This window comes from Collinsella stercoris DSM 13279, assembly GCF_020735465.1.
Classification (GTDB): domain Bacteria; phylum Actinomycetota; class Coriobacteriia; order Coriobacteriales; family Coriobacteriaceae; genus Collinsella; species Collinsella stercoris.
In genome coordinates, this window is record NZ_CP085935.1 from 2,193,544 (window position 1) to 2,216,679 (window position 23,136).

Genomic DNA, 23,136 nt, shown 5'->3' on the forward strand with positions numbered 1-23,136 from the left:
TGCCTCCCTAGCAGGCCGCTTGGGCGGCGTTGGCGTTGACGTACACGCGCGCGTCCGGGTGGTTTTGCAAAAGCGTCGCGGGGAAATCGGAGCTGACCTCCCCATAGGCGGTGCGGCGGATCACGGCGCGATGCCAGTCGCGGAACACGCCGAGGCGGACCTTGCGCGCCCCCAGGATCTCGCTCATGCCAATGGTTACGCAGCGGTGCGGCATATCCTCGAGCGCCCCGCCCAAATCGCCGATGCAGTTGGTGGCGCGGGTCTCGGCATGGATGTCGAGCGTGCGGGTCTTGAGCTGGGCGAACTCCTCCGGCGTGAGGGAGGGGTCGGGCTCGTTGAACGCGAGGTGGCCGGTGATGCCGATACCGCCAAAGGCGATGTCGACGCCGCCGAGCTCCTCGATGAGGGCGGGAACGCGACCGGGATCGAGCGGGTCGGGGAACACGCGCTGCTCGGCGGGCATGAGGAGCTCCGGGTCGATCTGGCCGTACACGGTGCGGTTCATAAAGCCGCGGAACGAGAGCGGGTCGTCCTCGTCGATCCACTCGTCATCGTCGGTAAGGTACTCGTCCATGTTGATGAACCAGCAGTTTTTGAGCGAGAGCCGCTCCTCGTTGACCAGGCGGACAAAGATGGGGTACTGGCCCACGGGGCCGACGGGGCAGATGAAGACGGTCCTTTCGCCGCGCTCGTTGTGCTCGCGGATGGTGTTGACCATCTCGAGGGCGAGCTCGTAGAAGACCTCGCCCGAGTCGCCGAGCACGGTGAGCGGCACGCGCGCGCCGCGCCCCAGCTCCTCGGCGGGGATGTGGTAGTAGTCATGAACCATGGTGACTCCTCATTCGTTGCGTAGTAAAACAGCCGGACGCTGCATGGAGTGCAAGGCCCGGCTGGTGCGGTTGGAGGGCGCTGGCGCCCGGGGTGCGTGGGCGCCAGCGCGTAAGGGGGCGTGTCGGCGCTTACTTGATGTCGGCGTAGACCTTCTGGGCGTCGGTCATGACGTCCACGAGCACGTAATCCTCGACCGGCACCTCGGCGTCGATGGCGCCGCCGTCGAGGAAGACCTTTTGCTGGGCCTCGTAGTAGCCCTTGACGGTCTCTACGTCCTTGTCGGCTTCGACGGCTCCCTCCCAGTCGCCCTCTCCCACGGAGGCAACGAGAGTGTCCTCAGGAAGCTCAAGCTCCTTGGCGAGCATCTTGGCAAGGTCCTCGGTGTGCTCGGCGCGGTAGATGTGGGCCTTGATGATGGCGGCGCCAAAGCGGGCGAGGATCTCGGAGTTCTTCTCGGCGTAATCAACGGCGCAGATGTAGGAGCCGGGGAAGGCGACCTTGTCGGAGTAGTCGACGTTGGTGCCCAGGACCAGGTAATCGTCACCGAGCTCCTGCTCGAGGGTGACGGTCGCCGGCGACCAGGTGGCGGCAGCGTCGATCTGGCCGGAGATGAGGGCGGTGGTCATGCCGGAGACGTCCATCTCGGTGAGGGTCACGTCGTCCTTGGTGAGGCCGGCGTCCTCGAGGACGTACTGGAGGATGATCTCGGAGGACGTGCCGGCGGCGACGCCCACGGTCTTGCCCTTGAGGTCGGCGGCCTTCTCGATGCCCTTGGCCTTGTTGGCAACCACGGCGTCGGCCTTGGAGAGCTGGTCAAAGGCAAAGATCTTGGCCTCGCCCTGGATGCACAGGCTGTGGGCGCCGTGGCCGATCTGGGCGATGTCGATGTCGCCGGACTGCAGGGCGGTGATCTCCGCGGGGCCCTTCTGGAACTGCTGGGGCTCGACGGTGATGCCGACCTCCTCAAAGTAGCCCTGGTCGATGGCGGCGAACAGCGAGCCGGCGGAACCGAGGTTGGGCATGTAGGCGACCTTGAGGGTGACGGGGTCGTAGGAGGACTCGGCCTTGGCGGGGGTAGAGCCAGCAGGCTTGTCCTCGTTGCCGCCGCCGCAGCCGGCGAGACCGGTGGCGGCGAGGCCGAGGCCCGCGAGGCCGGCGAGCAGGCTGCGGCGGCTCATAGTGAAGTCGAGGTTGGACATGATGAACTCCTTTGCGTTCGTCGCGCCCCATGTGGGTGCACGTATCTACCTTGGTCATCTGCGGAGCAATGGGCTGCGTACCCTCGTGTCGAGAAGCCGTAGACGTTCTCCGGCACGAGGGCACGGGGCGGGCAAGTGGAGTACCGTCGGTCCCGCGGATCCGTTATTTGCGGACGGAGAGGTACTCCTGGTACACCTGGCTCCAGATCTCGTTCTTGAGCTCCAGGAACCGGGGACTCATCTTGGTGGACTGGTCGCGGGGGTAGGGGATGTCGATGTCGATGATGTCCTTCACGCGGCCGGGGCGGGCACTCATGATCACGCAGCGCTGGCCCAAGATGATGGCCTCCTCGACGTCGTGGGTGATGAAGAAGCAGGTCTTGCGCTCCTTTTCCCATGTCTCGATGAGCTCCTGCTGGAGCTGGGTGCGCGTTTGGGCGTCGAGGGCGCCAAAGGGCTCGTCCATGAGGAGGACCTGCGGGTTGGTGGCGTAGGCGCGGGCGATGGCCACGCGCTGCTTCATGCCGCCGGAGAGCTCCTTGGGGTAGTGGCCGGCAAAGTCCTCGAGCTCGACCATCTTGAGGTACTTGTGCGCGATCTCGCGCGCCTCCTCCTTGGATTTGCCCTGCAGCTTGAGGCCGAACATGACGTTCTTCTCAACGGTGAGCCACGGGAAGAGGGCGTACTGCTGGAACACGATGCCGCGCTCCGGGCTGGGCCCGTCGACCGGCTTGCCGTCGACGGTGACGGTTCCCTCGGTGGGGACGTCGAGGCCGCCGATGATGTTCAAGAGCGTGGACTTGCCGCAGCCGGACGGTCCCACCACCGTGATGAACTCGTTCTCGTGGATGTCGAGGTCGACGCCGTTGAGCGCCACCATCTCGCCATTGCGCGTTTGGAACTTCTTCACCACATGGTCGATATGGACCTTTACTGCTGAGCCGTTTCCTGCCATCCGGTGAACCTCCTTTCAAGGAAGCGAACGATCTTTTCGAACAGGATGCCGATGATGCCGAGCATGATGATGCCGAGCAGCACGACGTCCATCTGGTAGTAGCCACTGGCCTGCTGGATCATCATGCCCAGGCCGCGGTCGCCGCCGACGATCTCGGAGGCCATGAGGGTGGTGAGGGAGGTGGAGAGGCCAAGGCGCGCCGCCACGAGGATGAAGGGCGTGGTTGCGGGGATGGTCACCTTGAAGAAGATGTCGGACTGCTTGGCGCCCAGCACGCGGGCGGCCTTGATGAGCGTGGTGTCGACGCCCTTGATGCCCTGGTAGATGGTGACGACCTGGACGAGGAAGGACGCGATGAAGATGACGGCGACCTTGCTCTCGTTGCCAATGCCCAGCCAGGCGATGAGCAGGAACACGTAGGCCAGGGGCGGGATGTTGCGGATGAACTGGATCCAGGGCTCGATGATGTGGCGGAACGGGTCGTACCACGCCATGAGGAACGCCACCGGGATCGAGGTCACGAAGGCAAGGCCAAAGCCGGTCAGCACGCGGGAGAGCGAGGCCCAGGTGTGCGCCCAGAGGGTGCCGCCGGTGGCGCGCTCGACGAACGCGGCCCACACCTCTGCGGGCGGGGCGAAGACGGCCGGCAGCTCCGCCGACACAAAGAGCCAGAGCGCGACGGCGCAAAGGAGGGAGATCGCCATCCACACGCCGTTGGGTATGCGCGCCCAGATCGGTACGTTCTTCTTATGCTCCATCTTATGGGGCTCCTTTCTCACGTGCACCGCCTTTGAGGCTTAAATGCTTAAACGTTTAAGTGATAAAAGCACAACACAACAGAGAAAAACTGACATCTGCTCGAGGAACAATCCGGTTCTTATCTGATGGTTATATACTAGGAAGCTGTTGAAACGGGCAATTACGTGAACGTATATAAAATGCCGGTAAACGGTTTCAACATATAAATATGCAGGTAAACATGGTGGTAAGCCCCATATGTCTTTGCTGATGCCGCAGATGAGCGGCTGTGTTGCGCCGGTGAGCGGCAAAAGTCTCCACGCCTACATAAAGTCTTCATAACCGCAAGAAAGCCGAATTGGCAACTTAATCGTATAACTAATATGATGGGCGAACGAATACCGGCTCGCGAGGCAAGGGGACAGGACGCATGAACAAGCGCGCGACGCTCAAAGACGTGGCCCGCGAGGCGGGCGTGACCGCCGCCACCGTGTCCTATGTCGTCAACAACACGCCCGGCCAGACGGTGCGCCCCGAGACGAGGGATCGCGTGCTCGCGGCCGTCGCCAAGCTCAACTACATCCCCAACACCCATGCCCAGACGCTCAGGAGCTCCTGCATCCCCTGCGTGGGCGTGGTCATTCGCAAGAACCTGGCGGTTCCGCGCTTTGCGCAGATGGTCTTTGGCATCCAGGAGCGACTCGAGCAGGAGGGGCACAACGCCCTGCTGCTGGGCAACGCCGTCGACGGGCGGGGCTTTACCGATTACGTGGGGGCCTACCTGGCAGGGCGCGTGTCGGGCATCATCTTTATCGGAACGGAGAACATGGGTCCCGACAAGAAGAGCCTCGAGTTGCTGCAGGCGGAGCGCGCCCCGCTCGTGGTGTTCAACTGCCAAACCGAGGGCGACTTTTACAGTACCGTCGATCTTGATTACCGGGGCGGCGCCCGCCTGATCACCTCTCGCGTGCTCGCGCGGCGCTGCCGTCGGGTGCTGTATTTTAGGCCCGACGCCGACACCCCTCAGGAGCGCCTGCGCGAGCAGGGCGTGCGCGACGCGGTCGAGGGGCGCAGCGACGTCGAGCTCATCGTTCGCTCGGCGCCCATCGCGCTCGACAGCATCGAGGTTTGGGACGCCCGGTACTACGCCGGCGACACCGACGAGGGGCTGCGGCTCAACGAGGTGTTCATGGAGAGCGCCCGCGAGGCGCTCGCCCTGGTGGAGGACGGCGACGCGGTGATCGCCTCGTGGTCCACGTGGACGCATTATTTCCGTAAGGCCGAGCCCACGCGCGACATCGTGTACGCCGAGCTGGCGAACAACGGCGAGAGCTGGGTGGCGTCCGACCTGTATACCCGCATGCCCAATTACGACGCCGGCGTCGCGTGCGCCGACGAGATCCTGTCGCTGGTGAACGGCGGCGCATGCTGCGCGCGCACCATCAAGCTTGCCAATGTATTCGAGGCCAGGCAGCCCTAGGGGCTTTTCTGGACCTCGCGTGGATTGAGGAGAGCAGCCCGACTCCTACGCTCCGGGCACGACACGAAGGAGGCACCATGCCACTTGTTCCGCTTAAGCCCGTCCTCGACGCTGCGCGTGCCCACGGCTACGCGCAGGGAGCCTTCAACGTCAACGCGGTGTGCCAGGCCAAGGCCGCCATCGAGGTGCACGAGATGTTCCGCAGCCCGGTGATCCTGCAGGGCGCCGACCTCGCCAACGCCTTCATGGGCGGGCGCGCCGATTTTGCCAACGGCACGGTTGAGGACAAGATCCGCGGCGCCAAGAACATCGGCGACGCGGTGCGAAAGTTCGGCGAGAACAGCCCGGTGCCCGTGGTGCTCCACCTCGATCACGGCCGCGACATGGAGAGCGTCAAGGCCGCCATCGCGGGCGGCTACACGTCGGTCATGATCGACGGCTCTTCCCTGCCCTTCGATGAGAACGTCGAGCTTACGCGCGAGGTCGTTCGCTATGCGCATGAGCGCGGCGTTTCCGTCGAGGGCGAGCTGGGCGTGCTGGCGGGCGTCGAAGACCACGTGTTCGCGGCGACGAGTACCTACACCAACCCGCTTTCCGCGGTGGACTTCGTTCGCAAGACGGGCTGCGATGCGCTCGCCATCAGCTACGGCACCATGCACGGCCCCTCCAAGGGCGCCGGCGTCAAGCTTCGCCGTGAGATCCCCATCGCCATTCGCGAGTGCCTGTCCCACGAGGGGCTCGAGTGCGCGCTGGTGAGCCATGGCTCCTCGACCGTGCCCCGCTATATCGTCGACGAGATCAACGAGCTGGGCGGCGACATCCAAAACGCGCACGGCATCAGCCTGACCGAGCTCAAAGCGGCGATTCCCGCCGGCATCAACAAGATCAACGTGGACACGGACATTCGCCTAGCCGTGACGCGCAACATGCGCGAGCTGTTCGAGCGTCGTCCCGAGCTGCGTGAGAGCCCCTCGATCGGCGGCGTGTACGATCTTCTGGCGGCCAACCCCTCCCAGCCCGATCCGCGCGCCTTCCTGCCGGCCATCTACGACACGGTCATGTACGGCGTGGTGCCCGACGAGGACACCCAGACGCTGGTGGACGTTGTCGAGGCGGGCGTCAAGGAGGCCGTGGGAACGCTGATCGTCGAGTTCGGCAGCTTTGGCAAGGCCCCGCTCGTCGAGATGGCGACGCTGGACGAGATGGCCGAGCGCTATGCGAAGGCGGGTCGATAGCCGTGGCGGGAAAGAACCTGTTGGTGATGCACGGCGGCGGCCCGACCGCCGTCATCAACGCATCGTTGTACGGCATCGTCGACGAGGCCAAGCGCTCGGGCGCCTTTGTGCACGTGTACGGTTCGCACGGCGGCCCCGCGGGCATGCTGAGCGGAACGTACATCGCGCTCGATGAGATTGACGACGACGTGCTTGCGGGGTTGCGTGACGCGCCCGGGTCGGCCATCGGCACGGGTCGCGATGCGCTGGGCGGGCATTACCCCCAGATGGTCGAGGTGCTCGTGAAGAACGGCATCGACGTGGTGATGCTCACGGGCGGCAACGGGACCATGAACACCTGCGCGCTGCTGCAGGAGGCGTGCCGCGAGGCCGGTGCGGACATCCAGGTGATCGGCGTGCCCAAGACCATGGACAACGACATCGCCGAGATCGACCACGCCCCCGGTTACGGCAGCGCCGCGCGCTATGCCGCGCAGAGCGTGGGCGAGGTGTGCTGCGACGTGCACAGCATGCCGATCCATATCGTGGTCGTCGAGGTCATGGGCCGTAGCGCCGGCTGGGTCGCCGCGGCGACCGCCCTTGCCGAGCAGTGCGGCCAGGGCGGGCCCGACCTTATCTACGTCCCCGAGCGCGCGTTTGACGAGGAGGCCTTCTTGGCCGACTGCAAGCGCCTGATCGAGGAGAAGGGCGGCGGCGTGGTCGTTGCGAGCGAGGGCCTGCACGACGCCGAGGGCAACCCGATCGTCGACCCGATCATGGAGGTCGAGCGCGAGACCTACTTTGGCGACGTGTCCTCGCACCTGGCGAATCTCATCGTGGCGCGCTTGGGCTACAAGGCGCGCTCGGAAAAGCCGGGCCTGCTCGGCCGCGCGTCGATGACGCTGCGCAGCGAGCGCGATGTGGACGAGGCCGAGGAGGTCGGCCGCGCCGCAGTGCGCGCCGCGCTCGACGGGGCGACCGGCGTGATGGTGGGCATCAAGCGTGTGTCCGGGGAGGAGTACGCGGTCGCCACCGACCTCATCGACGTGGAACGCGTGCGCCTGATCGAGCGCCTGCTACCCGACGAGTTCATCAACGAGGCGGGCAACGGCGTGACCCAGGCGTTCAAGGACTGGGCGGCCCCGCTTGTGGGCGACCTGCCGCAGTTCGTGAGCTTCCTGTAGGGAGGGCTCGCCGCGCGCGTTGGATTGCCCACCGGGTCCGAACGCCGCGGCCGCCCGTGACGTTCGGTTCCCGTCGACCGCCGTTTGCCCCGTAAAGGTGCGTAGATTCTGAAAGGTATCAACCATGAAGCACATCTTCTTAAACCTCAAGCGCTTCGACATCACGCCGGAGCTCGGCGGCGTCAACCGCCTTGCCGAGCCGAGTGCGTGGGGCGAGGCGGTGACCTCCTCCATCAAGCAGGTCGCCGAGCGCTACGCGGACATCGCGGAGTTCGCTGCGTTTTTGCCCGAGGCTCATCTGATCGGCGCGGTCCGCGGCGCGGGGCAGTCTCCGCTTGGTGTGGGTTGCCAGGGCGTCCATGGCACCGACACGGCGGTGGGCGGCAACTTTGGCGCCTTCACGTCCCTGCGCACGGGCAACGCCGTGGCCCAGCTGGGATGCGGTTGGGCGCTCATCGGCCACTGCGAGGAGCGCATGAACCTCCGCGCCGTGATGAGCGAGGCCGGCGCCGCCCCCGAGGACGTCGAGCGCGCCGTCAACCGTGTGCTTGCGCGCGAAGTTCTTGCCGCGCAGGCGGCGGGGCTCAAGGTGCTCTTTTGCATGGGTGAGCGCAGCGAGGAGGTCGAGCGTTGGGAGGAGGTCCTCACCGCGCAGGTGACCGCGGGCCTCGAGGGCGCCGACCTCGCGAACGTGCGCATCGCCTACGAGCCCGTGTGGAGCATCGGGCCGGGCAAGACGCCCGCGGACGCCCCGTACATCCAAAAGGTGGCGCGCCTGGTCAAGTCCGTGGTTCCCGGGGTGGATGTCGTGTACGGCGGCGGCCTCAAGGCGGACAACGCGGAGATGCTCGCCGGTATTCCCGAGATCGACGGCGGCTTGATCGCGCTCACGCGGTTTAGCGGCGAGATCGGCTTTTACCCGGATGAGTACGCCCAGATCGTCGATTTGTATCTCAACGCGTAGGAGCGTGCGGGCCACGGGCGCAGCATTCGGGGCCGGATAACATCTACGTTTAGCGAAAGGAACAGCTCATGAAACTCGAATTCGAATATGGCACCGGCAAGATGGCCGCCGACTTGCCCGACAGCACCGATGTGTTCATCACGGGCGAGACGGTCAAGGACCCCGAGTGCCTCCCGCAGGATTGGGACTCCCTGTATGCCGCCACGCTCGAGAGCGTGCGCAACCCTATTGGCATGGAGCCCCTGGCCGACCTTGCGCATCCCGGCGCCAAGGTGGTCATCATCATCCCCGACATCGTAAAGGGCGGCACGCAGCCCACCTCGCACCGTCGCGTGTCGATTCGCGTGTGCCTGGACGAGCTGTTCGCCAACGGCGTCTCGCACGATGACGTGCTGTTGCTGTTCTCCAACGGCCTGCATCCCCGCACGAGCGTTGAGGAGGCCCGTCAGATTCTGGGCGACGAGCTGTTCGGCGAGTTCTACGACAGCGGCCAGATCACGAGCCACGACTCCGAGGACTACGAGCACCTGGTCGACCTGGGCTTTACGCCCCAGGGCGATCACGTGATCATGAACAAGTACGTCTACGACGCCGACATCGCCATCCTCATCGGCCATACGCAGGGCAATCCGTATGGCGGCTACTCGGGCGGCTACAAGCACTGCGCCACGGGCATCACGCACTGGCGCTCCATCAGCGCGCATCACGTGCCGCGCGTGATGAGCCGCCCCGACTTTGTGCCGGTTTCCACTTCGAGCCTCATGCGCAGCAAGTTTGACCAGCAGGGCATGTTCATGGAGCAGAAGATGGGCAAGAAGTTCTTCTGCTGCGACGCCGTGCTCGACACCTGGAGCCGCCAGATCGAGATCAACTCCGGCTATGCCGCCGAGATGCAGCCCATTGCGTGGAAGACCGCGGACAAGCGCACGTATGTGCACTGGGCCGAGAAGAAATACGACATCGTGGTCATGGGCATGCCCACCAAGTTCCACTACGGCGACGGCATGGGCACGAACCCCATCCAGATGATGCAGGCGGTCTCCGCGCAGGTGATTCGCCACAAGCGCATCCTGTCCGACCACTGCGTGTTCGTGATCGCGAGCTACTGCAACGGTTGGTTCCACGACGAGCGCTGGCCGTACCTGCGCGAGCAGTGGGAGCTGTGGCAGACCGACAAGATGAACACCCTCGACGACATGATCAAGTACGGCGAGTACTTTGCCACCAACGAGGAGTACATCCGCAAGTACCGTTTTGCCGGCGCGTTCCACCCGTTCCACGGCTTTAGCATGATGAGCTGTGGCAATCTGGCCGAGAAGTACCTTTCTGCGACGTATATCGTGGGTGCGCAGCAGCCGGGCATCGCCCGCACGATGGGCCTCAAGACCCGTCCGACGTTCGAGGAGGCGATCGCCGACGCCACCCGCAAGTACACGGACGGCAACCCGAATATCCTGGCGCTGCCCGGTGCGTACGTGAGCGCCGTGCCGCATCTGTGCATGAAGGATCCCTCTCAGAACTCCCACTTCCGCGACGATGCGCCGTCCCACCCCTGCGGCTGCTAGCGTTTGACCTTGCTATGATGTGAGCGCTGCGCCTTTTCGACTGGAGAAGAGGCGCAGCGCGCGCCCGTGTGGGCGAAACCGTGAAAGGACATGCCATGAAGAACGTGACGATGCTGTGTGCCGCCGGCACCTCCACGCATATCTTTGCCGTGAAGGTTCAGGAGGCTCTAGACGAGCAGAATGCGCCCGTGCGCGTGAACGCGTGGTCGGTTGCCCAGGCCAAGGAGCAGGGCGTGGATTCGGAGCTGATTCTGCTGACCCCTCAGGTCCAGTTCGAGGCCGAGCTCGTGCGCGCGCTGTTCCCCGACAAGCGCGTCGAGGTGATCGACTTCAACGCCTTCGCCGCCATGGACGCCGACGCGGTGGTTGCCCAGATCAAGGAGGCTCTGGGCCTGTAATGTGCCTGGGCTGGAAGGGCCGCCGGCTGTGAGCGTGCGGGGCTCGTTTTCCGCTCAAATTTGCGGGGCGTTCGCCCGTATGGGGGCATTTGACTGCTTTGATGGGTGATGCGCTTGCGCCGGTGGCGGTGCTTGACACCATGACGTGCTGAGCATGTGGCGCCCCGTCGTCTTGCTGCGATGCGCAGGGCGGCGGGGCGCCGTTGTGCGAGGGCGTATGGCCGGATGAGCGGTGGGGAAACGATCTTGCGGCGTGAACGCGCGCAGACGGATGGGTTGCGTGCGAACGGGTGCCGTATGAGAGGGGCCGTATGCGGGGGCGTTGCAAGCCCTTGCTGCCGTTGCGGCAAGGAGGCTCCGGTGCGGCAAGGGGGCTCTTGCTCTCTTGGGCCGCGTCGCGTCGTGCAAGGGCTGCTTGGAATGCCGAATGGGCTTGCGGCTTGAGCGCGCTCTAGGGATATGATTGCGCGGGGAAATGCGCGTCGAGCCGGCGCGTCGATTGGAAGGGGATGCCCGTGGATGAGCAGGAAGTTCGCGCGCTCGCGCAACGTGTCGCCGCAGGCGAGATGCGTCCGAGCGAGCTTGTCGACCGCGTTCGTTCGGCGTCCGTGTGCGACGTGGGGTTTGCCCAGCTCGATATGGACCGCGCCGCGCGCACCGGCGTCCCCGAGGTGGTGTATGGCGCGGGCAAGACCGCTGAGCAGATCGCGGGGATCGTGCGTGCGTTGCTCGGTGCCGGCCAGGAGCGCGTGCTCGTGACGCGTCTCGATGCGGCCAAGGCTGCGCAGGTGCGTGCACGTGGGATTGACCTGGCGTTTGACGAGGTGTCGCGCCTGGGCGTGGTGGGAGGCGTGCCCGAGCCCGACGGCTGCGGCACGGTGCTGGTTGTCTGCGCGGGCACGAGCGATATGCCGGTGGCCGAGGAGGCGGCGCAGACCGCGGAGTTTTTGGGCAATCGAGTCCAGCGCCTGACCGACGTGGGCGTCGCGGGCATCCATCGGCTTTTGGGGCACCTTGACGACATCCAACGCGCCCGCGTGATCGTGGCGGTGGCCGGCATGGAGGGGGCGCTGGCCAGCGTGGTTGCCGGCTTGGCGTCGTGCCCGGTGATCGCCGTGCCCACGAGCGTGGGGTACGGGGCGAGCTTTGGGGGCGTGACGGCCCTGCTCGCGATGCTCAACAGCTGCGCGAGCGGCGTTTCGGTCGTGAACATCGACAATGGGTTTGGGGCGGCGTTCCAGGCGTCGCTCATTAATCATCTTCCCGGCAAGGAGGCATAGGTATGGCGCAGGGAACGATGCGGGACCGGGAGGCCGTTATGGGCGCTGTCGGGGACGCCGTCCGGAATGGTGCTGGGGAGGACGCTGTGAGCGGTGCTGGGGAGGACGCCGTACGCGCTGCCGCGGAAGACACCCGGAGCGGTGCCGGGGAGGCTCTCGTGAGCGGTGCTGTGAGCGGCGTCGGAGAGGTTGCCGTGCGCGCCGTCGGGGGCGCCATCCGGAATGCGATGGGGGAGACGCCCCATGATGCGCGCGGTGGGATGCCGGCGCATCGAGAGTTAACTCTCAGGGCGAAAAACGGCGGAAATGCCGAAAAAAATGCCGCGAAAGTTAACTCTCGCGGAAAGGGGCATCGCGTGGTCGCCGATGGGCAGCCGGACGGGGAGCGCGATGGAGGCTCCTCCGCATGCGATGGAGGTGCCTCCATAGGTACGACGCTTTGGCTGGACTGTCAGTCGGGCATTGCGGGGGATATGCTCGTCGCCGCTTTGATTGACGTGGCGGAAGATCCCGCGGGGGCGGAGCGCGCCGTGCGCGAGGTCTTGGCGAGTCTGCCGGTCGAGGGGTTCGCGGTTGAGGTGAGCCGCGTGTACAAGGCCGGCATCGCTTGCCGCGACTTCAACGTGATGCTCGACGCGGCACACGAGAACCATGATCACGATATGGAATATCTGCACGGAGGCGGCGGGGGAGCACTTGCCGCCCGTTCGGCATGCGACCATGCGCTCCACGAGCACGCCCACGAGCACGCCCACGAGCACGCCCACGAGCACGCCCACGAGCACGCCCACGAGCACGCCCACGAGCACGCCCACGAGCACGCCCACGAGCACCGCGGGCTTGCCGAGGTCGAGGCGCTGATCGCCGCAGCATCCATGACGCCCGCCGCACGCGCGATTGCCCTGCGAGCGTTCCGCATCCTCGCGTCTGCCGAGGCGGCGGCCCATGGCACCACGATCGACCAGGTGCATTTCCACGAGGTGGGTGCCGTCGACTCCATCGTCGACATCATTTCGGCGGCCGTGCTCTTCGACTATCTGCACATCGAGCGCGTGATCGTCCCTCAGCTCGTCGACGGCCATGGAACCGTGCGCTGCCAGCACGGCATCATTCCGGTCCCGGTCCCGGCGACGCTCAACATCTGTCGGGAGAACGGCCTGCCGCTCGGCATCTGCGATGTGGAAGGCGAGCTCGTCACACCCACGGGCGCCGCGCTGGCGGCGGCGGTCGTGACTGGCTTTGACCTCCCGGAGCGCTCTGTCGTGCGCCGTGTTGGCCTGGGTGCCGGCAAGCGCTCGTACAGCCGTCCGTCCATTCTACGCGCATTGATTGTCGAGCCGATTAACGGCAGTACGGGCACGAAGCCCCAGCCCTGTGCCACGTCTGGGGGCGCGGAAGGCGACCCCGGGCGTGCGACGCTCGGTGAGCGCGAGGACGATCGCGTCCCGCTCCGCCGTCCCGCCGCCCCGCACTCCCACGAGCTCACCGCGCCCACATCAGTCGTGAAGCTCGAGTGCGACATCGATGACGCGACGGGGGAGGAACTGGGCTACGTTGCCGAGCTGTTGCGCGAGGCCGGTGCCCGCGAGGTCCACTGGCTGCCCATCTTTACCAAAAAGGGACGCCCGGCCTATCAACTGCAGGTCATCTGCGTGCCCGAGGACGTAGCGCGTATGGAGTCCGTCATCTTCCGCGAAACGCCAACGCTGGGTATCCGCCGCGTTCCCATGGAGCGCACGGTGCTCAGGCGCCGTCGTCTAACGGTCGAGACTCCATACGGCTCCATCCGCTGCAAGGTGGCAGAGCTTCCCGATGGCTCGGTGCGCGTCGCCCCCGAGTTCGAGGATTGCCGCGCCGCCGCGCGCGCGTTTGGTGCCCCCTTGCGCGAGGTCATGGCTGCCGCGCGTGGAGCCGTGTCCGGACAAAATGGATAATCGATTAAAAAGAAAGACGAGTTCTCACGTTCATTTTCTGGGTCGCGGGATGTCTTTCGCTCATATTATGAACTCCTGTGTCAAAATGAGGACACATTGTCCTATCGGTTATCCAGAAGGTTTGTTATGCAGTTGTCATCAGGTGAGGTCAAGGCGAAGCGGCAAGAGCTTGGCTTAACTCAGAAGGAGTTTGCCGCCGCTTTGGGCATGGGCTCCAACGGCGAGCGCACGGTGCGTCGTTGGGAGGCGGGTGAGACGAAGCCTACTGCCGCTGAATCAAAGTACATCTCTACCCTTGGGCATCACGCGCCCTTTGAGCCCAATGAGGAAAGGGAGCCCGCCTTTACCTTCATAGACCTGTTCGCAGGAATTGGTGGGATTCGTATGCCGTTCCAAGAGCTCGGTGGCGAGTGCGTCTTTTCTTGCGAGTGGGACAAATTTGCGCAAAAGACCTATCGCATGAACTATGGGGAAACTCCCGCGGGCGATATCCGTGAGGTGGCTGCATCTGACATTCCTGACTTTGACGTTCTGCTGGCGGGTTTTCCGTGCCAGCCGTTTTCGTTGGCGGGAGTGTCTAAAAAGCGATCCCTTGGTCGTGCCACGGGTTTCGAAGACAAAACGCAAGGCACCCTTTTCTTCGAGGTCGCTCGCATCTTGAACGAAAAACGCCCAAAGGCGTTCCTGCTCGAGAACGTAAAGAACTTGGTCAGTCACGACCGTGGCAACACATTTGATGTCATAATGCAGGTTTTACAGGATGAGCTCGGATATCACGTCCACTACAAGGTCTTGGATTCCAAAGGCTGGACTTGTCAGCACCGCGAGCGCATTTACATCGTTGGCTTTCGAGACGACGTTGATTTCTCATGGGACGATCTCGATTGCCCGCAGAATGGGCAGAAGGCTGCGGAGATCTTAGAGACGGACGTCGATGATCGATATGTTCTCTCCGATAAGCTGTGGTCGTATCTTAAAGCCTACAAAGCCAAGCACGAAGCGGCTGGAAACGGATTCGGCTACGGTCTCATAACCCCTTCGGATACTACGAGGACGCTCTCCGCGCGTTATCATAAGGACGGAAGTGAGATCCTCGTTTCGCGTGGCGAGGGGCTGAATCCCCGCAAGCTGACTCCAAGGGAATGCGCGCGACTGCAAGGGTTTCCCGATCAATTCATTATTCCGGTCTCCGACACCCAGGCCTACCGCCAGTTCGGCAATTCCGTGACGGTCCCTGTCATTCGCTCGGTGGCCAAGCTTATGATGGAGGCGTGTCAGGATGGATTACGGGGCGCTTAGCAGTTATTTTGACGGCGCTGTGGCCAAGACGCTTGCAGACGTCGACATCGATGCAAGTAAAAGCAACCAGCATGAATTTAACGGCACCCGGCCCTTGAGGTCGTTGTTTGGCGATGATGATATTCGCGACATCTGCACCACGTTCGCTTACATGTGCGATGACGCGGAGCCCGAAATGTGCGACGGTACGGTGACTTGGTACGATGCGCGCCGCAGTCACCCTACCCGCACTGAGTACCGCCTCTACTACAAAGACAACGCTGCGATACGACTCGCATCGGCCGGGGACCTCATGGTGCTTGCCAACTCGGATGATCTGGGTTTGCTTATCCTGTTTGCGAAGAGGGGGTCGAACATCGAATCTCAGTTGAGGTGGCTGTTCGGCTTTGGGGAGCCCGATCGCTCGGGCTATGCAGTGTCTAAGGGCGAACGGAATAGAATTGGTGCAGTCGCCTCCCGTATCTTGGCGATGATCGGCATCGAGACACGTGTGCCGCTAAGCGCCGACGCCTATCTAGAAGATATGGTCGAGAGGTTTGGCGGTGCGTTCCCGCGGGGCATTGATTTCACGGAGTACTCCGTATCCACTCTGGACGATCTTGACTGGAGGGGCAACCCCGATCGCAGCCTCTTGGCATGTTACGAGCGTGAGGAAATGCTCTTCAAAGTGTTTGAGCGTCATTTGCTTGAGAGGGATTTGGCTCCTTACTTAAATGGGGTTCTTGACGTCGACGGCATCCTCAAGACCACCATGTCGACGTTCCAGCGCAGGAAGTCGCGTGCGGGCACGGCATTTGAGCATCAACTTGAGTTTCTGTTCAAAGGACGGGGTATCCGATATTCATCGCAGCCGTATACGGAGGGTAAGTCAAAACCGGATTTCATCTTTCCCTCCATTGAGTGTTATCGAGACGATGCATTTCCGCCAGATTGCCTTACGATGCTCGGCGCGAAAACAACCATCAAAGAGCGCTGGAGACAGGTTCTTGAGGAGGCCAATCGTATAGCGCATAAGCATCTCATTACTCTTGAGCCTGCAGTGAGCGTGGATTATACGAATGCCATGCGAGCCAGTAGCCTCCAGCTTGTTGTGCCCCACGAGTTATTTGCCACCTACACCACCTCTCAGCAGGAATGGTTGATGGATGTTGCCTCCTTCTGCTCCATGGTTGAAGAGCGGCAAAGCGAGCTGGACTAAGAGATAGCCTTCAGAAAGGACGCTCATGAAGATCCTCATCGCCTCGGACATTCACGGCTCGGCCTATTGGGCGGAGCGGCTCATCGAGGCAATCGATGCCGAACGGCCCGATCGCGTGGTGCTGTTGGGGGACCTGCTGTATCACGGCCCGCGCAACGACCTGCCGCGCGACTATGCGCCCAAGCGCGTGATTCCGCTGCTCAACGACTTGGCGGCGACGGGCCGCTTGACGGCGGTGCGCGGCAATTGCGAGGCGGAAGTCGACCAGATGGTGCTCGACGTGCCCTGCATGGCGGACAGCTCGATGCTGGTGGACGACCATGGGCGCACGTTGTTCTTTACGCACGGGCACGTATTTGGCGCGGGTCTGCACAACAGCGTGGACAACGTGCCGGCGTTGCCGCAAGGCGCGGCGCTCGTGTACGGCCACACGCACATCAAGGTGAACCAAGAAAGCGCAGGGCATCCCGGCCTGTGGCTGTTCAACCCGGGCAGCGTGTCCATCCCCAAGGACGGCACGCACAGCTACGGTATCTACGAGAGCGGCTTGCCGGTTGAACAGGCGTTCAGGCACGTGGTTTTGGAGGAGCGGTAATGGCAGAGTGGAAAGAGACGGGCGCGGGGAGCCTGGCGGGGATCACGCGCGACACGTCGACGCTGGTGGACGCGCGCGACGAGATGCAGCAGCTCGTCGAGACCATCTGGCGGCTGCGTCAGCCCGACGGCTGCCCGTGGGATCGTAAGCAGACCCACGCCTCCATTGCCAAGAACATGATCGAGGAGGCCTACGAGGCGGTCGATTGCATCGAGGCGGACGACGCCGCCCATTTGCGCGAGGAACTGGGTGACGTGCTCATGCAGGTGGTGCTCCATGCCCAGATCGCTGCCGATGCGGGTGCCTTCACCATGGCCGACATCGCACGGGACATCAACGAAAAGCTCGTTCGCCGTCATCCGCACGTGTTCGGCTCGACGGCGGCGCAGGCGAGTTCGGCAGACGACGTGCTGGCGATCTGGGACAGCGTGAAGCTTGCCGAGAAGGGTGCCAAGGACGAGGGCGCTGTGGAGTCCGGCGAGCGCCCCGAGGGGCTGCTCGATGGTGTTCCCCGTGCGTTGCCCGCGCTCATGCAGGCGCAAAAGGTGTCGCGCAAGGCTGCTGCCGTGGGGTTCGAGTGGGAGACGACCGCCGACGTGTGGGACAAGGTCGCCGAGGAGCGCGCGGAGTTCGAGGCGGAGCCCGCCGGTAGCGAGGCCCGCGAGCTCGAGTTCGGCGATATGCTCTTCGCCTTGGTGAATGTGGCGCGCCGCGAGGGCGTCGACGCCGAGAGCGCGCTGCGGGCGAGCACGGCGAAGTTCCGCGCCCGCTGGTCTGCCATGGAGGACGCCGCCTATAGGCGGGGCCGCCGCATCGAGGACTTCTCGACAGAGGAGCTCAACGAACTGTGGGATCGCGTTAAGCAGGCGTGACCTCAAAGCGCAGCCAGTTGACGCCAAATCGAATGCCCGCGCAGGTGAGCGCCGTGCCCAAGCCGGTGTAGAACACGGCGATGAACACCTCGGGCGCGAGCCCGAGCGAGCGAATGGCGATGCCGCCCGTCATCATGACGGCCATGATGACGAATGCCGGGATGTCGAAGAACTTGAGGAAGAAATGGCGCTCATCGGCATACGAGCTGATGCGCGCCGTGTGCTTGACCACGAGCTTGCCGAACACGAACATCCAGAACACGGCGCCGACCGCGACACTGAGCGCGACGTTCAGGATGCTGAGGTGGCCGTTGGCGTACGCCTCGAGGCCGATACGCGCGATGTTGACGCCGGCGGCGAGCCAGACGAAGCTTGCGATGAGCAGCAGGGTGCGTTTGCTAACGGAGAACAGGGACATGGGGACCTCCCAAAGTGAGACGGGCGGGACGCGGTACCGTACCGCTATCCGCCCGTGAGGGTTCGTGAAATTTGACAGTGAAATACTGACACTTTGCGTGCGGATTGCAAGTGCGGTGCCCTCAAGGGCCTGGGAGCGCGCAAAGCCTGCACACATGCGTGCGGGCGCCATGCCATAATGGGTGGCATCAAAGCGCACATACACCCTCAACCGCACAAGGCGCCTATGACGAACTCTCAGAACAACCACGAGCGCACTGCCCCTGTTGCAGGCGGCGATCCCGGCAAGACGGGCGATCTTTCCGCCGCCGCGCAGGCCGTGGCGGTGCGCGCCGCCACAAAGGTCGCGGCGTCGAGGGGCGGCGCTCAACACGTCGCGACCCCGGCGGCATCTGCCCCGGCGTTTGGCGCGACGTCTGCCCCGGCGTCCAACTCGGCGGTCGCCGGGAAATCGGTCGCCGGAAAATCGGCCCCTCAAAAGGAAGCGCCCGCGCAAGGATCCTCTTCTTCAAAGCCCACGCGGCGCTCGGCGCGCGGCAGCGATGTCGCCGCCCGCGAAAAACAGGAGCGTCGTGAGACGCGCAGGCACAAGGCCCATGGCTCCGAGCGGACGCCGTCTCGCCGCGCGACCGCTTCTCGTCGCGGCTCGCGCGCGTCCTCGCAAAACACGACGGAAGCGCGTGCTGGTGCGACCAGCCTGGCACGTGGTGCGGCGGATTCTGCGCGGGGTGCACGGCGTCCCGCTTCGGCATCGGGCTCAGCTCGCGAAACGCAGCGCGCCTCGATGAAATACGCGACGGACAACCGCGTTGTGAACTGGCTGTACGACCTCACCACGGGGCCCCGTCGGCACTTCTTCTATCTGATCGTGGCGCTGCTGGTGGGCGTGGGCATCTACATGCCCGTTCGCGATTTCTACATCGCGCACCGCACCGAGGCGATCTTGCAGGAGCAAAAGGCCATTCGCGAGAAATACAACGATTCGCTGGGCAAGGAGGTCGAGAGCCTGCTTTCCCAAGAGGGCATCGAGGACGCGGCGCGCAGGGACTACGGCATGGTCATGCCCGGAGAGCAGACCATCACCGTGGAGGGCCTGGACGAGGACGGCAACCCCGTGGTGGTTGATGTGAACGACCAGGACGGTGAGGATGCTGCGGCGGACGGCGACGGCGGTGACGCGCAGGATCCCTCGACGGCGAACGGCGCGGCGTCCAAGGACAACGCGGGCACGCTCAAGGGCGAAGACGCCGCAGATAAGAGCAAGACCGGCTCCGATACAACAGATGTCAGCTCGGGCGACACGCCAGTTACCTCGGCGGAGGTTGAGGCGGCGGAGCGGGCGGTGCTTGAAAACTCCGCTTGGTACTGGAAGGTGCTCGACGCGCTCTTTTTCTTTGACGGTGTCAACGGCATGGCGGTTGTTTCGACGGGAGAGTAGGACATGGGGGAAGCGCGCTTTGCGGCAATTGACCTGGGTACGGTGTCGTCGCGCTTGTTGTGCGCGACGGCTCGCGACGGTGTTGTGGTGAACTCGACCAAGCGCACGGTGATCACCGATCTGGGCGAGGGCGTGGACGCGTCTGGCGTGTTTGCCCCGGGCGCGATTGAGCGCGTGACGCGTGTGTGCGGCGAGTTTGTGAACGAGGCCCGCGCGTATGGCGCGACCTGCGTGAGCACGACGCTGACGAGCGCCGCGCGCGATGTCTCAAATGGTGAGGAGCTGCTTGTCCGTCTGCGCGATTTGGGTCTGGAGCCTCAGGTCATTTCCGGCAACGTGGAGGCGCGGCTTACCTTTTACGGCGTGGCGCACGATTTTCCCGGCGAGCGTATCGCCGTCGCGGATTCGGGCGGCGGTTCGACTGAGCTCGTGGTGGGCGCGTATGCGCCGAGTGAAGGGAAGCGCGCTTTTGCGCTCGATTGCGCTCAATCGCTCAACATAGGTTGTCGGCGCGTGACGGAGCGGTTCTTTGCCCAAGAACCCCCGGCGCAAGATGAGATCGAAGCGGCGGTTGCATGGATGGCCTCGCAGTTTGAGGCATATTGGAGCGAGCTCCCCGCGCGTCCCGATCGCCTGATCGCGGTGGGCGGTACCGTGACTTCGCTGGTTGCCATGGTTCACGAGCTCGCCGTATACGACTCGCATTTTGTGCATCTTCGCGATTTGACAGCGGAACAGGTCGATGACGCTATCGAAATGATGCGGGGTTTGTGCGTTGAGCAGATTGCCGACTTGCCGGGGATTCAGCCCAAGCGCGCACCGGTGATTTTTGCCGGCGCCGTGATCGTGCGGGAACTAATGCGCGCCGGCGGGTACGAACGGTTGACCGTGAGCGAAAACAGCCTGCTTGCCGGTGCGGCGGCAACGATTTGCGAGGCGATGACCGGGGACGAGCCCGTAATCGGTTGGGCCCCGACCCTCAGCGCTCTGTAGGGGCAAAAGGCGACGGGCTCCCTTGCACACATGTTGGCACGTATATGGGAACGGCGGGCGCGAGCCCTGGGGCTGCGGTTGGCCGCCTCTGTTTTGGGGAGTGTAGGATGCTGCCGCAATCGGCGGCTATCGACTCGTTGCGCTCGGTTGCCGCCGCCTCAGGAATTGCGGAATGGCACCGTGAGCTTTTTGCCCGGTAAGTCACGTTCTGCTCAATGGTCCAGCTTTTAAGGAGCCAGCTGTTAAAGGGAATCTTGATATGAAAAAGGCTCCTTGATGGAGCCTCTCAGTTCTTATGGTGCGGGCGAAAGGACTTGAACCTTCACGGGGTTGCCCCCATATGGACCTGAACCATACGCGTCTGCCAATTCCGCCACGCCCGCATGGATTCCTATACTAACGAAAGGCAACGCGAGGTTCAAGAACTTTTTTCTGAGTTTTGGCGGGTTTATAGGACGCACTTTTGCCCCATAAACCCGCTTTGGCGCGGTGGGGTTCCAAGCGTGAGGGCGTCAGGTCCTGGCTGCTGTTCCGTTGAACGTGCCGTGCGCATTCGAGGAGGCTCTGCGAGCTCTCGAAGAAGCTCCGTGCGCGCTCGACGACGACGGGGCGTGGTACACTTGCTTGCGCATGGGGGCGTGGCGGAATTGGCATACGCAGGAGACTTAAAATCTTCGGCCTTCGGGATTGTGGGTTCGAGTCCCACCGCCCCTACCATGCGAGTAATGGCTCCGGCGACGGGGCCGTTTTTGCGTCCGGGCCCGCCGCCCGGACTCGAACCCGCGAGGGCGCGGAGCTGAGGAAACGCGAAGGCGTTTTCCAGCGTAGCGTGCGAGGGCCCGTAGGGCCCGAAGCGAATCGCGGGCGGCTGTGCCGCACGCGGAGCCCCACCGCCCCTACCATGCGAGTGGCCTTCGATACGCCATTGAAACTTCGATGCACCTGAGAAAACTCGGTGCACCTGAGAAACTTCGATGCATCTGGCGACCGTGCCGGGCGGCTTTTTTGGTCGATAGGTGCACCGAGTTTTTTCAAGTGCTCTGAGTTTTGGTTCTGGGCTGTTGAACGCGTTGCCTCCCGCTCGCGTGTCGAGCTTAAGACGCGTGTGGAGGCTGCCGTCGGGCGCGCGCTGCTGGCAGCGGATTACCAGATGCCCAGCACCAGGTCCATCTCGCCGGCAAATGAGTCCTCGTCGGCCTTCCATTCGCCATCCTCAAAAACAAAATCGATGCAGGAAAACCCCGGATCGTCTTGCCAAGAGTCGTCGAGTGCCTCGGCAAATAGGGCGCGGACTTGGTCCTTTTGGGAGTCGGTGAGCGGTTCGGGCACCTCGGCGAAAAAGTCAATCTCCTGGTACAGGCGGTCGAAGATATCCTCGTCGGCGGTGTATGCGATTGTGCTTGCGCTGGGGCACCAGACGTTAAAGTACACGGCCGCCGTGTCTTCATCCGTGTGCACGTAGCACGACTCGATTTCGTAGGAGAAGTTCTGCAGGGCCCAGACGGCAAAGGCGTCCGCGTCGATGCCGAGCTCCTCGGCGGTGTATCCCAAAGAGTCTGAGAAATAGGTGTTCAAGAAGGCGACGATGCGTTCGCGCTCGGGGCCGTCTGCCGACGACACTTCGTTGAGGCGCGCCGTTGCGATGTCCAGACACTCCTGCTTCGCGATGTCATCGGGGCTCTCTTCGGGGGTTTCTACGGTGTCGTCGCTGGAGAGGCCGTCGCCGGAGAGGTCGTCGTCCGAGGGCGTGTGCGCGGGCTCGTCGTGGGGGGCGTCGACGCTGGGGCGTGAATCGAATGCATCGAGCAGCGAGATGGCGCCGGTGCATGCAATTGGGGCCACGTTGAAGAAGAGGATCACGAAGATGATGGTTCGTATGGCGGTGCGACGGGATGTGCTCGTCTTGCTGGTGCCACGGTTGCCGCTGTTCGGCTTTGCGCGCCGCTTGGTGTCCCGCCTGCGTGAAGCACGGGCAGAGGCCGAGGGGCCAACGGGACCCGAGGGGCCAACGGACCCCGAGCCGTTGGTGGAACCCGAGTCGACGGCATGTGCCGAAGCGCCAACGGATGTCGAGTGGCCAGATGGCACCGAGGTGGCCGAGCTGCCAGGGAAAGTTGAGGAGTCCGAAGCGCCGACGGGACCCAAGTCGCCGGCGCTTGCAGAGGGTCCGCCGGCCTTGCTGGCGCGCGCCCGATGCCGCCTGCGGCCCGCCTTCTTGCTGTTCCCGTCCTGCTCGCCGTTCTTGCTCAGCGAAAAAAGCTCGCGCAGGTACATGGGGTCAATACTCGTAATGGGTTCCTGCTCTTCATCCGCTGCGGGCGCGTTGTAGTTGTCCGGTTCCTTGGTGGGACCGTCGTACGGCTCGTCGCCAAACGCGCACTCCTCGACGGCTTGGTCGTCCTCCCCAAACGGCGAGGGAGATTCGTCCCAAGGCAGGGTGGGCTCACCTGCGGTAAAGGGGTCGACCTGCGCGTCGTGCATGATGCGGCGTGCCATGGGGTCTCCTTACTCGAGGGGACTGTTCGCGGCGCTTTGCCGGGGCGTTCAAGGGTATGGCCGGATGGGTCCCGGCGGTTGGCTCA

At 63.8% G+C, this 23,136-nt stretch carries 20 protein-coding genes and 2 tRNA genes; 15 read left to right on the top strand and 7 right to left on the bottom strand.

Going from position 1 to position 23,136, the window contains the following annotated elements:
• Window positions 1–7 precede the first annotated feature (7 nt).
• From LK434_RS09280 to LK434_RS09295, 4 genes are all read right to left on the bottom strand, one after another.
• A complete protein-coding gene (locus LK434_RS09280; protein ID WP_006720551.1) occupies window positions 8–829 on the bottom strand; it encodes a sugar phosphate isomerase family in 822 nt (273 codons plus the stop codon).
• Between the two features lie 130 nt (window positions 830–959).
• Window positions 960–2,030: an ABC transporter substrate-binding protein gene (locus LK434_RS09285; RefSeq protein WP_006720552.1), complete on the bottom strand. Its 1,071-nt coding sequence runs from the start codon at window positions 2,028–2,030 to the stop codon at window positions 960–962.
• A gap of 163 nt (window positions 2,031–2,193) precedes the next feature.
• On the bottom strand, window positions 2,194–2,985 hold the full coding sequence (locus tag LK434_RS09290; RefSeq protein ID WP_006720553.1) for an ABC transporter ATP-binding protein: 792 nt from the start codon (window positions 2,983–2,985) through the stop codon (window positions 2,194–2,196).
• A complete protein-coding gene (locus LK434_RS09295; protein ID WP_006720554.1) occupies window positions 2,961–3,743 on the bottom strand; it encodes an ABC transporter permease in 783 nt (260 codons plus the stop codon). Before LK434_RS09295 ends, LK434_RS09290 begins: the two co-directional genes overlap by 25 nt.
• Before the next feature lie 410 nt (window positions 3,744–4,153).
• Between LK434_RS09295 and LK434_RS09300 the strand changes: the two genes are divergently transcribed.
• From LK434_RS09300 to mazG, 12 genes are all read left to right on the top strand, one after another.
• Complete coding sequence (locus LK434_RS09300; protein ID WP_006720556.1) at window positions 4,154–5,203, top strand: LacI family DNA-binding transcriptional regulator; 1,050 nt, start codon at window positions 4,154–4,156, stop codon at window positions 5,201–5,203.
• 77 nt (window positions 5,204–5,280) lie between these two features.
• Window positions 5,281–6,438 (top strand): class II fructose-bisphosphate aldolase, encoded by a 1,158-nt coding sequence (locus LK434_RS09305; RefSeq protein WP_006720557.1) that lies wholly within the window; start codon window positions 5,281–5,283, stop codon window positions 6,436–6,438.
• Between the two features lie 2 nt (window positions 6,439–6,440).
• Window positions 6,441–7,601 (top strand): diphosphate--fructose-6-phosphate 1-phosphotransferase, encoded by a 1,161-nt coding sequence (locus LK434_RS09310; RefSeq protein WP_227917733.1) that lies wholly within the window; start codon window positions 6,441–6,443, stop codon window positions 7,599–7,601.
• Window positions 7,602–7,725: 124 nt separating this feature from the next.
• Window positions 7,726–8,565 (top strand): triose-phosphate isomerase, encoded by an 840-nt coding sequence (locus LK434_RS09315; protein ID WP_006720559.1) that lies wholly within the window; start codon window positions 7,726–7,728, stop codon window positions 8,563–8,565.
• Between the two features lie 68 nt (window positions 8,566–8,633).
• Complete coding sequence (locus LK434_RS09320; RefSeq protein ID WP_006720560.1) at window positions 8,634–10,130, top strand: lactate racemase domain-containing protein; 1,497 nt, start codon at window positions 8,634–8,636, stop codon at window positions 10,128–10,130.
• A gap of 95 nt (window positions 10,131–10,225) precedes the next feature.
• Complete coding sequence (locus tag LK434_RS09325) at window positions 10,226–10,528, top strand: PTS sugar transporter subunit IIB (protein ID WP_006720561.1); 303 nt, start codon at window positions 10,226–10,228, stop codon at window positions 10,526–10,528.
• Window positions 10,529–11,037: 509 nt separating this feature from the next.
• Entirely contained in the window at window positions 11,038–11,808 is a 771-nt protein-coding gene (larB, locus tag LK434_RS09330) for a nickel pincer cofactor biosynthesis protein LarB (RefSeq protein WP_006720563.1), read from the top strand.
• Window positions 11,809–12,164: 356 nt separating this feature from the next.
• Window positions 12,165–13,742 (top strand): nickel pincer cofactor biosynthesis protein LarC, encoded by a 1,578-nt coding sequence (gene larC / locus LK434_RS09335; protein ID WP_227917734.1) that lies wholly within the window; start codon window positions 12,165–12,167, stop codon window positions 13,740–13,742.
• A gap of 126 nt (window positions 13,743–13,868) precedes the next feature.
• Entirely contained in the window at window positions 13,869–15,041 is a 1,173-nt protein-coding gene (dcm, locus tag LK434_RS09345) for a DNA (cytosine-5-)-methyltransferase (RefSeq protein WP_006720565.1), read from the top strand.
• Entirely contained in the window at window positions 15,022–16,239 is a 1,218-nt protein-coding gene (locus tag LK434_RS09350; RefSeq protein WP_006720566.1) for a type II restriction endonuclease, read from the top strand. Before dcm ends, LK434_RS09350 begins: the two co-directional genes overlap by 20 nt.
• Before the next feature lie 25 nt (window positions 16,240–16,264).
• On the top strand, window positions 16,265–16,834 hold the full coding sequence (gene yfcE / locus LK434_RS09355; protein ID WP_006720567.1) for a phosphodiesterase: 570 nt from the start codon (window positions 16,265–16,267) through the stop codon (window positions 16,832–16,834).
• The gene (gene mazG / locus LK434_RS09360; RefSeq protein ID WP_006720568.1) at window positions 16,834–17,706 is read left to right on the top strand and encodes a nucleoside triphosphate pyrophosphohydrolase; all 873 of its coding nucleotides are present in this window, start codon (window positions 16,834–16,836) and stop codon (window positions 17,704–17,706) included. Before yfcE ends, mazG begins: the two co-directional genes overlap by 1 nt.
• Here mazG and LK434_RS09365 read toward each other — a convergent pair.
• Complete coding sequence (locus LK434_RS09365; RefSeq protein ID WP_006720569.1) at window positions 17,693–18,124, bottom strand: hypothetical protein; 432 nt, start codon at window positions 18,122–18,124, stop codon at window positions 17,693–17,695. The two genes, mazG and LK434_RS09365, sit on opposite strands and share 14 nt — an antisense overlap.
• A gap of 225 nt (window positions 18,125–18,349) precedes the next feature.
• Between LK434_RS09365 and LK434_RS09370 the strand changes: the two genes are divergently transcribed.
• Together LK434_RS09370 and LK434_RS09375 are read left to right on the top strand one after the other, a co-directional pair.
• A complete protein-coding gene (locus LK434_RS09370; RefSeq protein ID WP_227917735.1) occupies window positions 18,350–19,561 on the top strand; it encodes a septum formation initiator family protein in 1,212 nt (403 codons plus the stop codon).
• Window positions 19,562–19,564: 3 nt separating this feature from the next.
• The gene (locus LK434_RS09375) at window positions 19,565–20,554 is read left to right on the top strand and encodes a Ppx/GppA phosphatase family protein (RefSeq protein WP_006720572.1); all 990 of its coding nucleotides are present in this window, start codon (window positions 19,565–19,567) and stop codon (window positions 20,552–20,554) included.
• Window positions 20,555–20,850: 296 nt separating this feature from the next.
• Here LK434_RS09375 and LK434_RS09380 read toward each other — a convergent pair.
• Window positions 20,851–20,937 (bottom strand) — tRNA-Leu (locus LK434_RS09380).
• Window positions 20,938–21,186: 249 nt separating this feature from the next.
• Between LK434_RS09380 and LK434_RS09385 the strand changes: the two genes are divergently transcribed.
• A tRNA-Leu gene (locus LK434_RS09385) sits at window positions 21,187–21,271 on the top strand.
• Window positions 21,272–21,697: 426 nt separating this feature from the next.
• Here the strand turns inward: LK434_RS09385 and LK434_RS09390 are convergent.
• Window positions 21,698–23,050 (bottom strand): hypothetical protein, encoded by a 1,353-nt coding sequence (locus LK434_RS09390; RefSeq protein ID WP_006720573.1) that lies wholly within the window; start codon window positions 23,048–23,050, stop codon window positions 21,698–21,700.
• Between the last annotated feature and the right edge of the window lie 86 nt (window positions 23,051–23,136).

Excerpts from the sequence above, each read along its gene's own strand:
- LK434_RS09280 (WP_006720551.1), bottom strand. The coding sequence starts at position 829 with ATGGTTCATGACTACTACCACATCCCCGCCGAGGAGCTGGGGCGCGGC.
- LK434_RS09325 (WP_006720561.1), top strand. The coding sequence starts at position 10,226 with ATGAAGAACGTGACGATGCTGTGTGCCGCCGGCACCTCCACGCATATC.
- LK434_RS09365 (WP_006720569.1), bottom strand. The coding sequence starts at position 18,124 with ATGTCCCTGTTCTCCGTTAGCAAACGCACCCTGCTGCTCATCGCAAGC.
- LK434_RS09315 (WP_006720559.1), top strand. The coding sequence starts at position 7,726 with ATGAAGCACATCTTCTTAAACCTCAAGCGCTTCGACATCACGCCGGAG.
- LK434_RS09350 (WP_006720566.1), top strand. The coding sequence starts at position 15,022 with ATGGATTACGGGGCGCTTAGCAGTTATTTTGACGGCGCTGTGGCCAAG.
- LK434_RS09390 (WP_006720573.1), bottom strand. The coding sequence starts at position 23,050 with ATGGCACGCCGCATCATGCACGACGCGCAGGTCGACCCCTTTACCGCA.
- LK434_RS09370 (WP_227917735.1), top strand. The coding sequence starts at position 18,350 with ATGACGAACTCTCAGAACAACCACGAGCGCACTGCCCCTGTTGCAGGC.
- LK434_RS09295 (WP_006720554.1), bottom strand. The coding sequence starts at position 3,743 with ATGGAGCATAAGAAGAACGTACCGATCTGGGCGCGCATACCCAACGGC.
- LK434_RS09320 (WP_006720560.1), top strand. The coding sequence starts at position 8,634 with ATGAAACTCGAATTCGAATATGGCACCGGCAAGATGGCCGCCGACTTG.
- LK434_RS09285 (WP_006720552.1), bottom strand. The coding sequence starts at position 2,030 with ATGTCCAACCTCGACTTCACTATGAGCCGCCGCAGCCTGCTCGCCGGC.
- LK434_RS09300 (WP_006720556.1), top strand. The coding sequence starts at position 4,154 with ATGAACAAGCGCGCGACGCTCAAAGACGTGGCCCGCGAGGCGGGCGTG.
- yfcE (WP_006720567.1), top strand. The coding sequence starts at position 16,265 with ATGAAGATCCTCATCGCCTCGGACATTCACGGCTCGGCCTATTGGGCG.
- larB (WP_006720563.1), top strand. The coding sequence starts at position 11,038 with ATGCCCGTGGATGAGCAGGAAGTTCGCGCGCTCGCGCAACGTGTCGCC.
- LK434_RS09290 (WP_006720553.1), bottom strand. The coding sequence starts at position 2,985 with ATGGCAGGAAACGGCTCAGCAGTAAAGGTCCATATCGACCATGTGGTG.
- LK434_RS09375 (WP_006720572.1), top strand. The coding sequence starts at position 19,565 with ATGGGGGAAGCGCGCTTTGCGGCAATTGACCTGGGTACGGTGTCGTCG.
- LK434_RS09305 (WP_006720557.1), top strand. The coding sequence starts at position 5,281 with ATGCCACTTGTTCCGCTTAAGCCCGTCCTCGACGCTGCGCGTGCCCAC.
- dcm (WP_006720565.1), top strand. The coding sequence starts at position 13,869 with ATGCAGTTGTCATCAGGTGAGGTCAAGGCGAAGCGGCAAGAGCTTGGC.
- mazG (WP_006720568.1), top strand. The coding sequence starts at position 16,834 with ATGGCAGAGTGGAAAGAGACGGGCGCGGGGAGCCTGGCGGGGATCACG.